The 14,410-nt window shown below is 38.2% G+C and carries 12 protein-coding genes; all 12 read right to left on the reverse strand.

Translation table 11 applies throughout. From position 1 onward, the window contains the following. Nucleotides 1-59 precede the first annotated feature (59 nt). The 12 genes from NYQ66_RS15235 to NYQ66_RS15290 all read right to left on the reverse strand — a co-directional run bounded on the left by NYQ66_RS15235 (nucleotide 60) and on the right by NYQ66_RS15290 (nucleotide 14,256). Nucleotides 60-1,727 (reverse strand): ABC transporter substrate-binding protein, encoded by a 1,668-nt coding sequence (locus NYQ66_RS15235; protein ID WP_259870619.1) that lies wholly within the window; start codon nucleotides 1,725-1,727, stop codon nucleotides 60-62. Nucleotides 1,728-1,829: 102 nt separating this feature from the next. Further along, nucleotides 1,830-2,648, reverse strand: a complete 819-nt coding sequence (nikC, locus tag NYQ66_RS15240) for a nickel transporter permease (RefSeq protein ID WP_259870620.1) — start codon at nucleotides 2,646-2,648, stop codon at nucleotides 1,830-1,832. 14 nt (nucleotides 2,649-2,662) lie between these two features. Next, a complete protein-coding gene (locus tag NYQ66_RS15245; protein ID WP_259870621.1) occupies nucleotides 2,663-3,676 on the reverse strand; it encodes an ABC transporter permease in 1,014 nt (337 codons plus the stop codon). 42 nt (nucleotides 3,677-3,718) lie between these two features. After that, the gene (locus NYQ66_RS15250) at nucleotides 3,719-4,675 is read right to left on the reverse strand and encodes an ABC transporter ATP-binding protein (protein WP_259870622.1); all 957 of its coding nucleotides are present in this window, start codon (nucleotides 4,673-4,675) and stop codon (nucleotides 3,719-3,721) included. Beyond that, nucleotides 4,629-5,645, reverse strand: a complete 1,017-nt coding sequence (locus NYQ66_RS15255) for an ABC transporter ATP-binding protein (protein WP_259870623.1) — start codon at nucleotides 5,643-5,645, stop codon at nucleotides 4,629-4,631. Before NYQ66_RS15255 ends, NYQ66_RS15250 begins: the two co-directional genes overlap by 47 nt. A 19-nt stretch (nucleotides 5,646-5,664) precedes the next feature. After that, nucleotides 5,665-6,315: a GntR family transcriptional regulator gene (locus NYQ66_RS15260; RefSeq protein ID WP_259870624.1), complete on the reverse strand. Its 651-nt coding sequence runs from the start codon at nucleotides 6,313-6,315 to the stop codon at nucleotides 5,665-5,667. Nucleotides 6,316-6,343: 28 nt separating this feature from the next. Next, nucleotides 6,344-7,390: a ketopantoate reductase family protein gene (locus NYQ66_RS15265; RefSeq protein ID WP_259870625.1), complete on the reverse strand. Its 1,047-nt coding sequence runs from the start codon at nucleotides 7,388-7,390 to the stop codon at nucleotides 6,344-6,346. A gap of 12 nt (nucleotides 7,391-7,402) precedes the next feature. Then, the gene (locus NYQ66_RS15270; RefSeq protein ID WP_259870626.1) at nucleotides 7,403-8,218 is read right to left on the reverse strand and encodes an SDR family NAD(P)-dependent oxidoreductase; all 816 of its coding nucleotides are present in this window, start codon (nucleotides 8,216-8,218) and stop codon (nucleotides 7,403-7,405) included. A 766-nt stretch (nucleotides 8,219-8,984) separates the two neighbouring features. Beyond that, on the reverse strand, nucleotides 8,985-10,682 hold the full coding sequence (gene nagZ / locus NYQ66_RS15275) for a beta-N-acetylhexosaminidase (protein ID WP_259870627.1): 1,698 nt from the start codon (nucleotides 10,680-10,682) through the stop codon (nucleotides 8,985-8,987). A gap of 106 nt (nucleotides 10,683-10,788) precedes the next feature. Beyond that, nucleotides 10,789-11,865, reverse strand: a complete 1,077-nt coding sequence (locus NYQ66_RS15280; protein WP_259870628.1) for a Ger(x)C family spore germination protein — start codon at nucleotides 11,863-11,865, stop codon at nucleotides 10,789-10,791. Next, on the reverse strand, nucleotides 11,862-12,941 hold the full coding sequence (locus NYQ66_RS15285) for a spore germination protein (RefSeq protein WP_259870630.1): 1,080 nt from the start codon (nucleotides 12,939-12,941) through the stop codon (nucleotides 11,862-11,864). Before NYQ66_RS15285 ends, NYQ66_RS15280 begins: the two co-directional genes overlap by 4 nt. After that, nucleotides 12,934-14,256, reverse strand: a complete 1,323-nt coding sequence (locus NYQ66_RS15290; RefSeq protein ID WP_259870631.1) for a spore germination protein — start codon at nucleotides 14,254-14,256, stop codon at nucleotides 12,934-12,936. The genes NYQ66_RS15285 and NYQ66_RS15290 overlap by 8 nt, the downstream gene beginning before the upstream one ends. Nucleotides 14,257-14,410: the final 154 nt, after the last annotated feature.

The raw sequence follows: 14,410 nt of genomic DNA on the forward strand, positions 1-14,410 counted from the left end.
CTCAACTTAAATAAAGAGGGAAGGCGGTTGTTATTTAACAACCGCTCCCAAAATTCTAATTATTGTACTTTTGTAATTTTGTCAAAAGGAACATACCATGTATTCATTGGGTTCAATTCATAACCTTGTACCCAATCTCTTACTGGTGCCTGAAGATTTGGCTGCGCTACGAAAATATAAGGAACTTCTTCCGCCATAACATTTTGGATTTCCTCATAATTTTCTGCTCTCAATGCCTCGTCTGTGTTCGATCTTGCTTCTTCTAATAACGCATCTACATCACTATTTTCATAGAATGCAAGGTTAAATCCAGGGCCCTTACTATCAGAGTGACCAAAATACCATAGGTTGTAATCAGGATCTGGATAGTCAGGAGTCCAAGATACTAGCCCGAAATCATGCTCACCATTTGTGACTAGATCCAAGAACGTAGGCCATGCATAGGTTTTAATTTCTAAATTTATACCAACCTTTGATAAATCAGATTGTAATAACAATGCTGTATTACTTCGAACTTCGTTATCTTCTGAGATAGCTATTTCTAGGTTAATTTCACCTTCTTCGTAGCCACCTTCTTCTAATAATGCTTTTGCTTTGTCTAGATCATAATCATAAAGCTTTGCATCAGGGTTGTAGCCAAACATACCTGCTGGAACAGCTCCACCAATACGTTCTGCTTCGCCTAAATATACACTTTCAAGTAATGCATCATAGTTGATACTGTGAGCGATTGCTTGTCTTACTAATACGTCGGATAGTACACCACTTTCAATGTTCATAGGCATGTAGTCGATTTGATATCCAGTTGATTTTTGAATGTTTAACCCTTCCGTACCTTCCATTTGTCCAAGTACTTCAGGAGAGATCATGGTGTTATCAATTAAGTCAATTTCACCTTTTTCAAGCATTAAACGAGCAGTTGATGGCTCAGATACGAAACGGATGTTTACCGTCTCCATTGTCGGAGCTTCTCCCCAATAGTCTGGGTTTGCTTTCAATACTAACGTTTCGCCACGATCCCAGCTTTCTAATATATAAGGTCCTGAGCCAACCTCTGTTTCAGCAAGGAAGCTCTCACCATAGTCATCACCATGATTTTCTTCCAAATTCGGGTTAAGAATGTTACCAAAAACAGTACCTAAAGTACTAATAAATGGTGCAAAAGGCTTCTTCAATTTAATTTTGATCGTGTGCTCATCTATAACCTCAAAGCTAGTTTCTGGGTCAAGTACTTTATTAAAGATACCTGCTGCTGATTTCCCTAGTTCAATTGCACGAGTATAGGAGTACGCTACAGCATCAGCTGTTACAGGTGATCCATCATGAAACGTTGCTTCTTCTTCTAGATAGAAAGTGTACTCTAGCCCATCATCAGATATATCCCACTCCTTAGCTAACATCGGTTGTGGTTCTGTTGATGTACCTTCATAAGTTACAAGACGGTCATACATCATGTACGTGACACGGAATGACGTATTTGCTGCAGACCCATGTGGATCAAGGTGTGGGATATCTTGATTTGTAGCAAAATTAAACACATCTGCATTAAAGTTTGAATTCTCAGCAGTCTCTTCCGAATCTGAAGAATTATTTTCTGCTGGTTCTTCCGATTCCGCTTCCGTTTCTCCGGTTGTTTCCTCGTCATTGTAATTGTTACACCCAGCAAGCGCTACAGCTGTAAGGATAAGAAGTAAAACTAATTTTAGCCAATGGTCTTTAAATCTCATTGTAATTCCCCCTTATTTTGATTGATTGCTAATCATTCCATGCCTCATGCTATGATACACGACCCTCCTTTCAAGTAAGACTATCTATAGTTTCATAGAGTGTTAACGTTGTTTAGGGTCTAACACATCGTTCAGCCCATCTCCTAGAAGGTTAAATCCTAATACAGTAATAAGGATCGCTATCCCAGGGAAGGTTGCTGCCCACCATGCATCTCGCAATATTTCTCGACTATTCGATAACATTGCGCCCCATTCAGGGGAAGGTGGTTGTGCACCAAGCCCGATAAAGCTTAAGCCTGCTGCGGATAAAATAACAAAACCTAAATCTAGTGAAGCTTGAATTGTTGCTGGTGCAATTGAATTCGGGATTACTTCTTTAAATAAAATTCGAAATGGATTAGCACCTAAGGCTCGTGATGCCTCAATAAATTCTGAGTTTTTTATAGATAAAACCGATGATCGTACAATCCTCGTGTACCATGGCCACCAGGTGGCAGCTAAAGCAAGCACGACATTTTCAATCGATGGGCCTAATGCCGCTGCAATAGACATCGCTAAGATGATTCCAGGAAAAGATAGAAATATATCCGTTATCCTCATTATGGTTTGATCGACCCGACCGCCAATATAACCAGCAATGGCACCTAAAACAGTTCCAATTGGGAAAGAAATAAGGACGACAATTAAGCCAATACGTAAGGAGATTCTAGTGCCGTGAACAATTCTACTGAAGATATCTCTTCCAACTTCGTCTGTACCAAAGTAATGCTCGGCACTAGGCGGTTGTAATTTATTAAGTATATTTGGTTCAGTCGGGTCATGAGTGGCTATTAACGGAGCAAAAGCAGCAGTTAATAGAATAATTAAAACAATGATTAGCCCGACCATAGTCAAAGGACTACTTGTAACTTTTCGTATCAATATCACCACTCCCCCTAGTCATGTTTTAAACGTGGATCAATAAAGAAATATAATGTGTCAATAATTAAATTAACTAAGATAAACATCACAGCAATTAGCATGGTTACTCCCATAACTGCTGGAAAGTCCAAATAATTTATCGCATTAACAGCATACCTACCGAGGCCTGGCCATGAGAATACGGATTCTACAAGAATACTACCGCCTAATGCATGTCCAAATGCCATTCCTAGTAATGTAATGACTGGCATAACACCATTTCTTAATGCATGACCGTATAATACGCGGTTTTCCGAACCACCCTTCGCATGTGCGGTACGAATATAATCACTGCCTAGTACCTCCAGCATGCTGGAACGAGTCATCCTTGTAATCATTCCGATCGTTATAGCTGCTTGTGTGATACCTGGTAAAACCAAATGCATCACCGCTGATCGGAATACTGGCCAATTCCCCGTGAGTAATGCATCAACCGTGTACATTCCTGTAATATACTCTGGTGGAGACATTCCTGTGTCTAATCTTCCTGAACCTGGAAACATGCCAATCTTCAAATAGAAGAATAAAAGGAATAGTAGTCCGAGCCAGAAGGCAGGCATTGCAACGCCCATTAGCGCAAAGACTCTGGTAATCTGGTCAGCAATTTTATCTTTTCTACTTGCGCTTATAATCCCAAATGGAATACCTATTAGCAGTGTGATAACCATGGCAAACATCGTCAGTTCAAATGTTGCTGGAAAATATCGAACCAAGTCTTCCGATACAGGTCGTTGGGAATAGGTGCTTTGTCCTAAATCCCCCTGAAATATACCAGCCATGTAGTTTCCATATTGAATGTAAAGCGGATCATTAAGCCCCATTTCTTCCTGAAGGGCTGATAACGTCTCTGGTGTCGCTTTTGGTCCGAGAATTAGTCGGGCCGGATCCCCAGGGATTGTATTGGAAATAACAAAAGTCAAAATACTTATCCCAAATAAAATAGGGATCATTAATACTAGTCTTCTAGCAATAAATCTTAAGGCATCCATCCAACTTTTCTCCCTTCCTTTTCATTCTGTTCCAATTCCTATCTATACGTGGATACAGGCAGCCAAGTGGTTTGTTGACTTCTCTTCTAAATTTGGTACAATTTCTGCACATTCCTTCGTTGCTATTGGGCATCTCGTATGGAATGGACATCCTGATGGTGGATTAGCTGGACTTGGTAGATCTCCTTGCAAAATAATTCTATCTCTCTTCTTCGTAGGATCTGGAATTGGTAATGCAGATAAAAGGGCTTGTGTATATGGGTGCATGGGATGATTATAAAGCTGTTCCACATCAGCAATTTCTACTACTTTTCCGAGATACATAACAGCGACCCTATCGGATATATGTTGAACGACCGATAAATCATGAGAAATGAACATGTAGCTTAAATCCATTTCCTGTTGCAAATCTAGCATTAAATTTAATACTTGTGATTGAACAGAAACGTCTAAGGCTGATACAGGCTCATCAGCAATGATTAATTTAGGATTGAGCGTCAAGGCTCTTGCTATCCCGATGCGCTGCCTTTGACCTCCTGAAAATTCATGTGGATAGTTGCGTAACTGTTCTTTGCGAAGACCGATCTTGTCCATTAAGCTTTCAACAATTTCTTTTCGCTCCGCTCGTGAACCAACGTTATGTATGATCAATGGTGCCTCTAGTATTTGTCGGACTGTATTTCTCGGGTTTAAGGAAGCATAAGGGTCTTGGAATACGATTTGCATTTCTTTTCGCAGTTCCTTCATCTGTGCTGCATTCATGCCAATTACTTCTTCCCCTTTAAATTTGACGCTCCCTTCTGTCGGTTCGACCAACTGTAAAACGGAACGACCTAGACTGGATTTGCCACAGCCAGATTCACCTACGATCCCCAATGTCTTTCCTTCTTCTATGGATATGCTTACACCATCCACTGCTTTTATGATTGTTTTTTCACTAAGAAACCCCTTCTTAGTAGTGAAGTGTTGTTTGAGATTGGTTACTTCCAGTAGTGGCATCCTTGTTTCCCCCCTCCTCATCATAGAGCCAACATGCAGTTTGGTGATTTTCTTTAATTTCCGTCACTTGAGGTACAGTACTTTTACATATATCCATCACATGACTACATCGATCTGCAAAACGACAACCTACTGGCATATTTTCTGGTACCGGTACTGTCCCAGGGATAGATCCTAGTTTTTGCTTTCGCTGTCCTAATTTAGGAATGGAATTTAGTAATCCTCTCGTATATGGATGCTTAGGATTTTGAAATAACTCAACGACTGGCGCTTCTTCGACTACTTTACCCGCATACATGACAATGACACGGTCACAAACTTCAGCAACAACACCCATATCGTGTGTAATCATAATGATGCCCATTTGTGTTTGTTCTTTAATTTCGTTCATTAATTCCAATATTTGCGCTTGCACAGTTACATCTAAGGCAGTAGTAGGCTCATCGCAAATGAGCAACTGTGGTTCACATGCCATTGCGATCGCAATCATTATTCGCTGCCTCATCCCACCAGAAAGCTGGTGTGGATACTCATCAATTAATTCTTCTACTCGAGGTAGCCCCACATCATTTAATAGCTTTAGCACTCTAACTCTACGTTCTTTTTTGCTCATATTTGTGTGTAAAATAAGTGATTCCTCAATTTGAGTTCCAACCGTTTGTAACGGATTCAGTGAGGTAAGTGGATTCTGAAATATCATGGACATTTGATTGCCACGAACTTTTTCAAGCTTCCTCTTAGAATAATTCGTTATTTTCTCTCCTTGTAATTCCACACTACCCTCTAATTTGGCTTTATCTGGCAGTAAACGCATAAGTGATAAGGCAGTCATACTTTTACCGCAACCAGATTCTCCTACGATTCCTACTGTTTCTCCTTTATTCACTTGGAAAGAGACGTGGTCAAGTATTTTTGAATATTTGCCATCGCGTCTTAGGGATAAAGAAACGTCATTTACTTCTAAAAGCATTCATTACACCGCCTTTAATCTATAATTGTGCCACTCCCGATAGATCCTCTAAGGCAACGGTATAGTGGTCTGAAAATGCTTCCTGAATTTTCTTCTTATCCTTCGTTCGTAACGCTTCAATCAGGATTCGATGGTTCTCTACCACCTGATCCACCCTGATTGGTACTTGATTGGCAACTGTAAGATACATAGCGCCTACCTGAGTATCAAGGTTTTTGTGAATATTAATTAAACGGTTATGCTTGGAGGCCGCTACAATCGTGCCATGAAATAAAATATCGCACTGTGCTTGCCCCCCTAAATCTTGTTCTACCATTGCTTGGTAAAAGTCATCCAGATAACCTTCCAATTTTTTGAAATCCTCTTCTGTTAAATGTGGAAGAGCAAGTTGTGCTGCTTTTCCCTCGATTAACGCTCGCAGCGTGTATATTTCAAATGCGTCTTGCTCTGATAATGTTGTAACGAAAGTTCCTTTATTTGTCTCATGTTTGATTAGTCCTTCGTTTTGCAAGAGTTTTAACGCTTCCCGAATTGGTCCACGCGAAATATTGAATTTGTCCGCTAATTTAGCTTGATTTATTCTTTCCCCTGCTTTAAGTTCCCCGTCTAAGATCATCTTTCTAATGATCTTTGCTACATCATCCGATAATGTACGATGGTCTAGAATCATTGTTCACTCTCCGTCTCTCTGCTACATATTAACTAACTTTATTAGGCAATGATTGATAAATTTCTTTTAGATCATACAGATTATCCCAATTCATTTGTCTTGTACCTATTTCTATTTCTTTAATAGATGTAATTAAGGCTGTTAGCAGTGGGGTGTCGATTTGATGACTTTTACCAATATCTAAAATTGGTAAAAGCTGAGCATCGACCTCTGTTTTTCTTTTTCTCACAGCTAAGTCTCTCCATATGCCACTTTTAGTCTTTTTATTTGTTGCCATCCGATCCGCTAGTTTTTCTAGTTGATCATCTAGTAATGCTTTGTTTCGACTGCCCCTTGGATAAACCAGTTGAGGTTCCCAGTCATCAAATCCCAGAGGCGAGACCCCTTCTTTATCAGCTATTTCTAGTATTTCAGAGCATAATTCTAACAAGGTATCCCTTAAATCTAGTTTTCTAACAACGCCAGCCATTGTTTCATCCACTAAAGCTGTTGCATAAAGCAAACCTGCATAGGACATTTTCCCCCATAAATAACCCCAAATATTATCTGTTACTTGAGCTGGTCCCCAACATTGCAGTTGATCTTTTAGGTTAGAGATTCTTGGTGTCAATTCTCCGCTTAATTCACCGAGATAAAGAGAAGCAACCCCACCATAAAGGATTCGACCAGGCTCTAGATAATCGGCTGAAAAATTCACAAAGCAACCAATCGTTCGTTCTGGTCCAATAAGTGCAGCTATTTGTCGTTCACATAGCCCATTCTGCAAGGAGACAACGTTAGACTTATCATCTAATAAGGGTAATAGAGGCTTCAAAGCTTCTTCCGTATGGTGCGCCTTCACACAAAGGAATATTGTTTCAAGAGGCTTATTTCGTTTCACCAATTGTTCAGGCGTTAAGGCCATTGCCTTCACAGAGAAAGTCTCTTCCGGTCCTTCGATTGTCAGACCATCTTGATTAATTTTTTCTACATGCTCATGTACAATATCGCAAAACGTTACGTCATGGCCTGAGCGGGATAAGTAAGCACCTAGTACACCCCCTATTGCCCCTGCACCTATAATTGTGATTGTCATAATTCTCCCCCTCTAAAAAAGTTGTAAGCCACCGTCGGCAGATATTACTTGACCACTCACATACCGAGAAAAGTCAGAAGCAAAAAACAATACGGGATGCGCAATATCTTCTGGTGTTCCAAGCCGCTTGATAGAAATAGAATCTACTAATCTTGATTGTTCAACCTTTGACATAGCCTCCCACTGCTTTTTAGTGGATGGATTAGATAACACAAATCCCGGTGCAACATTATTAACAGTAATTCCATACTGTCCTAGCTCTCTTGCCATCTGTCTTGTAAAACCAATTTGTCCAGCTTTAGCACTAGTGTAAGCTTGTATGCCTGTTAAACTACTACTTCTACCGGCACCGCTCGAAATGTTAACAATTCTACCGTATTGATGTTTCTTCATATATGGTGTTACTGCCCGAACCATATAAAACGCCGATTTCAGATTAACGTTAATTACTTTCTCCCATTGTTCGTCCGTGACATCTTCAATCGGTTGATTTACTTGTCCAACGACACCACCGGCAACATTGACTAAAACATCGATCCGACCATATTGATTGAAAACGTTACTTATGAAGCGATTTACTTGATCAGAACTCGTCACATCACAAACATATGTATCAATTGATCCATCTGAATCCAGGCTTGCTATCGCCTGTTCAACACTTTGTTTTGACTCGACTAGTGCATCTTCAAGAATATCAGTGGCAATCACCTTCGCCCCACGTATAGCAAACTCTTTACAAATAGAACGCCCAATCCCATGAGCAGCTCCAGTAACAATTACTACCTTTCCGTTAAAAGTTAACTGTAAACTGTTAACACTTTGATCCAAAGTAAATTCCCCTTTAGTTAATTTTTCATCATTATATTCGTGTTTTTTCTTAATTGCAACACTCTTCTGAAAATTCATTCTATTATTAATCTCTGTTTTTTTATAACAAACGCTGTATTTGGGTAGTTACGGATCACTTTATATCTAGGAGAACTGTACACTTAGTTTAATTTCACAGTAGCCAGTGGTTTATAGTTAAGGGACATCTTTACCCTCTACTTCCCAGCATTAACCCCTTTTATATTATTCATGTCATCAAATAAAGAGAACCAGAAAATCGATACCCGTTATGTTTCTCTTAGCGAATCGTCCTCTCAGACGAATCGACAAGACCTGATCCCATATCAAAAAGATAACACAAGAAAACACACTTATCTCCAGTTATGTAAGATGATGTAACAACCTTTTTAACGGGGGGTCAGACCCTGTCGAAAGACATTTCGTTAGATTTTCCACGAGTGACGGACAGTTTGATAAGTATGGTCTATAGAGTGGATATTTGTTTATAGTAAGTTTTCTATTGATTCCATTTGCAATATAAGAGTTAGTACATTATATGTAGTTCTAATAAGCTCTTTTTAAAGATATGTCAGGTGAAAATTGACAAATTGATGCACTCCTTCATATCAAAATGAAATAATGCTAATAACAATAAATAATAGATTAGAAACACACAAGTTAGTCTCCCTTTGTAATCCCCTACCTAATTGTCCACCAGAGAAAGACAAAACTGTCATATTGTCTTTCGACAGGGTCTGACCCCTTTCTATAAATGTCTGTTTTTAAGTTCTATGATTCGACTAACACTTTCATCTATTCTGTCCTCTTTTATGTCACCGTTCTGGACGGCCTTTTTAATATGTTCTATAACTTGAACAACCTTGTGATAATCATGTGCAACGAGGACAATATCACTCCCTGCTTGTATAGCATCCACCGCCGCATCTCCAATACCAAAATTATTCATCACTGCTCCCATCGTTAAGTCATCCGTGATGACTACTCCTTTAAAGTCTAACTGGCTTCGAAGAATATCCGTAATTACCTTTTTAGACATTGAAGCAGGATACGTAGGATCTAGGTTAGGATTTAAAATATGTGCTACCATTACAACATCAGCCCCACTATCAATCGCTTCTTTAAACGGGATTAATTCCATTTTATTTAGCTCTTGTAGGCTCTTATCAACAATAGGAAGTTCAATATGAGAATCTACGGATGTATCCCCGTGACCTGGGAAGTGTTTTACAACTGCTATTATATTTTCCGATTGTATCCCAAGCATTGTTTGAATTCCGAGTTGACTGACTACGCTCGCATTATCCCCATATGACCGATCACCAATGACTGGGTTATTTGGATTACTATTAATATCCATCACTGGCGCATAGTCAAGGTTAAAACCAACAGAATTTAATTGTTGACCTAATTTTTGTCCAATACGATAAGCATAGTCAGGGTCGTTTCTTTTACCAATCAGCTCGTTAGTTGGCATTTCTTCTACACCTGGAATCCTTGAAATCCTCCCTCCTTCTTGGTCAACACTCATAAATAGCGGAAGCGGATTTGCACGATTCTTTTCCTGGAAGTCTTGGATTAATTCCTTTGTCTGTTGATGTGTTGTCAAGTTGTTCCCATAGAAGATGAAACCACCGACATGGTAATTTTTTATTAACTTTTCATCATTAGGCTGTAGGGAAGTTCCTTCAACACCAGCAATGATCATCTGTCCAATCTTTTCACTTAACGACATCTTTGTCAGTTGATCAGAGGGCTGTTCAGTATTATCCTTGTCATCTAGCTGTTTACTAACTATGGATATATGATCTACTGCAGGGTTGCTCCATTCATTGGTAGGCTTGGGTAAAATCCATTTCAATTGATAATTGGAAGATACTTCATATTGAAGGATAAGCTGGTCGTGCTCGTTGTCATGGTAATAATTCGTTTCATTTGCTTCACCAAGCTCCTGGATAATGTCATTGTAATGAACCTTTTTTACATTAGAACCCCAAGACCGCAAATCTACTATTAATTTATCCGCAATTCCGATTGTTGTTAAACGCTCTGGGAAATCCTCATATAATGTATTATCCACCTCTGTTACATGTTGAGGTTGGCCCCACTCACTTTCCACCTCGTCTACCATTGTTTTTCCTGCAGTGAAGGGAGCTATATCTATTCTTCCTTCTTTAGACAAAGAAACAATGTGATCAATGACCTTTTCCGGATTGTCAATCGATGAGGGATCCCCGGGACCATTAATCAACGGAATATGATGGATATTTGTTCCAAAATTGGCATCTGAATGTATATGTCCAACTAGCTTTGTTGGATTGTCATCGTTCAACATAAGTACTCCTACCGCACTACCCATTAGTAGGATTAGAAAGGGGAGGAAAATGAAGAATTTAATTTTATCCTTCTTCTTAGCTTTCTTTGTTGTTCTTCTCTTTTGATCCACTGAACTCGACTCTCCTTCATTTATGATGTCTATCTCTCAGACAATTTCTGATAAGACTTTAATCATTTAATGATTAAATAACTCCCGATCTAAAGCAAGGTTACCTCTATTCACCAGGTTCCTTCAAGTTTCCTGAATTTTGAATCGTAACATCGACTGTTAGATTGAACTTAAGATTAGGATAGTATTTTGATCGCCAATCTTTTAATTGTGCTCGTGGTATTTCTTTTCTAAATAATTGGCCGATCCCCAGAATATCAGCCTCACTATCTTTAAGTTTCGTTATCATATTTTCAAAGCGGGGCTTAAGTAGCTTTTCTAATTCTTTTTCAATCTTTTCAATTGTTGGATCTCCTTTAACTTCTAAGATCATAACCTCTAACTGTAGTTCTAATGTTAGTATAGGAAGTTCATTTTCTAACCGACTTGCAAAGTTCAGACCATTATCTAGTATTAACACACTTCCCTCATCGAGAACTTCTATTTTTCCGTGGGCGCTCATACCTTGGAATGCATTATATAGCAGCGTTTCATCTGAGTTAATCTCATCCAACATCGCACCATTCTTAATGACAGCTGAACCCGCTTGCTCTATCAAAGTGCTCTCACCTAAACGAATAATAGGGATTGCAACATCTTTTGTGTAGGAATGAATACTTCTATAGACATGCCATACTCTTGTCAACGCAATTTGCGGATTCCACCCTGCATTCTTTTCAAAATAGTCTAAAAGAGCTGTGCCGTCAGAAAGCTCAACTTGTGACATCTTTTTAAAAAATTCATCCATATCCTCTTCGCAAATAGCAACTAGTGCTTTAGAAGGTATCTCTCTTGATCTCATAATGCCTGATATAAGATCTTTAACACCTTCTTCCGCAAATGCTCGATCGATAACAATTACTTTTATATGGAGCAAATCGACATTACTTTCTAAATTTGCACTGGTTTTGTCTACAATTTCATTTATTGTTTTTCCAACACCTGTAATAATTTGCGTTTTAATTCCATCTTCTTGCAAAATGGGAACTTGTAAATAAGCTTTATATTCCTCCTCACTTTCCTTTGAAACTCCTAGCACTACTGGCATCACTCGATGATTAATATCCCGATTATCCCAGCATCCACTTGTCAATAAGAGCAACATCACCAGCAAAATATAAATCTTACTTTTCTTTATGTTCACTTGATATCACCTTCTAATCTTGACTTTATTCCAAGAATAACAACAGAAATAGGAACGCCAAGTATGACATAAAATCTTAGAATGGTATTCCACAAAAAAAGTTGTTCGACATCTTTCCAACTAGGAATGAACAAACAGATGATAAAGATTAATAGAGATACAGCTACAACAAGATAAAAAGGTTTTATAGAAGGTGCTATACACTTACTTAGTACCCTTACAATCATCCACAATACTAATGATATAAACAACAGGATGAAGATGATAATGCTAAGCAAGAAAAACATCGTCATCCGATCAAACATGAACCATGTCAAATTGATCGAATCCACAGCTAATACAAAAGGATATAAAAAGGTCGAAGCGGTTGCTTGCCCAAAGACAAGAATAGGGATATATACAGATAAGAGGAAAATAGGAATAACAGCAGTAGCAGCAATCAATACATATTTATTTTTATATGGTATAGAGGCACGGATAAATCCAAGAAACAAAAATACTCCCCCTATGGCAAAATAACTTTTATAATAAGACGATTGAGAAAAGAAAGAAAAATCCTCCACCCATAACGGATAAACATAGTGCCAATCTACATTTTGAAAAGATATGACTAATATAAAGATAATTAGTGGAAATAGTAAGATGAAAATGAGTACTCCTGTACGAAAAATAGCTTCGACACCCTTGATAGCCAAATAACTTGAAATAGCAAGTAATACGACCATGATTGCCCATAAAGGAGTATTAGATAAAAATACAATGGTTATAATCTCAGAATAACCGCGCACTGTTATGATGTTAGAGGTTAGAAAGTAAAGGAATATAGGCACCAAAAATAAGAATGCAATAATCTTACCTGCACTGGTATAAATGGTGATGAGGTCATTTTGTTTAGGGAAATAGTTGAGACCTTTTAAGAACACGGTTAAGATGAAGAAATGAACAAACACTTCGATTACGATCGGTACCCAGTGCCCCTGGGTAGTACTCGCTATTATATTTTCCGGGTACAAAAACAAGATGAGACCTGCGTGGCTTACTATATACATAAAAACGACATACAGACTTTTATCCACTTTTCATTTCTCCTTTTACACTTAAATAAGGAATGCCTAAAGTGGTTTTGCTTGCGATGTAAGCACACACTAAGAATAACCCTGTGAATACACCTAAAACCCCAAAAATAGAAGCTAAAACCAGAGTGTTATACTTAAAAATTCGTATAGTAAATGAATTTTGAAAACCTACAATAGTAGAGCTTGCAATTGTTGATGCTGCCAAAATAATGATGAGAAGATTACTAACTAACCTTGCATCTACAGCTGCTTGACCCAAAACAATCCCTCCTACCATCGTAACTGTAGGCCCAATACTTTTTGGGAGTCTTACACTAGCCTCTATGATTAATTCAAGAATGACAAGCATTAAAATCACTTCTACAAATGCAGGATACGGAACACCTTCACGCGTTTTAGCTACAGACAACGCTAATTCTATCCGCAACATTTCAGGATTAACTGCGACAAGAGCCACATATAAACCTGGTAAAACAAGTGCAGTTATTGCACCAATTACTCTCAATAACCTTAGTGCTATCATAATCACAAAAGAGTAGTTTTCATCATTTCGAATTGCGAACATATCCCAAAGTGTACTAGGGAGAATAAGTGCATATGGAAGCCGATCAAGAAATAAAACAACTCTTCCCTTCACTAGATTACTATAGACTTCCTGTGGTGACTCAGTTGTGTTAAATGATGAAATTAGACTGTATTTAGGTAGCCCTAACATCTTTGTTACGTCTTGTATTGTATAAAGCATTTTATCCAAATTAGATTCCACTTGTTTCGTAACGTTTTCCACTAACTTATTATTCACCTGGTCTTTACAATACAATAATGACAAACCTTTTTTCTGGCTATTTCCAAAGGTGTATGATGATACTTGTAGCTCTACCGAACTAAACTCTTTACGAAGAAGACCAATGTTTGTACTTAAATCTTCATTAAATGCACTTAATGGTCCTTGAATATTATTGTCACTGGATGGACTTTCAATAGATCGATTGAGCGTTTTAGGAACTGGATCTATACTAATAACTAGCCCAAGTTCATCAATAAAGATAATTAATTCACCTTCAAAGATGGCTTCGATGATCTCTTTCTTTTCACTTTTAACTTTTCCTATTTTATGAAGTTGTTGGACAATTACTTCACTCGAATGACGAACTGTTTGAATTTGTCCTTCCAATAATTGAATTGTTTTCGGAAAATCAATAAGGCTGCTAAGACCGACTAACACAACTTGAATATTGCCAAAGTCCTGGCTCCATTTATATAAGTCATCATTTTTCCCTATGGATTTATTGATTTCAGACAATAAAGACTTCATAAATAATAGCCCCTTCATATACACCTATATAAAGGTTAATCTTCCCAATCAAACGAACAATATGCACGGAGGAACAGCCACCTCTTTCCATAATTCTAGATCCATATAGCAACCTATGTTAGTTTGCATCATTTAGTAACGATTAGGACAGGTG

This window comes from Aquibacillus koreensis (genome assembly GCF_025154055.1).
GTDB classification, from domain to species: Bacteria; Bacillota; Bacilli; order Bacillales; family Amphibacillaceae; genus Aquibacillus_C; species Aquibacillus_C koreensis.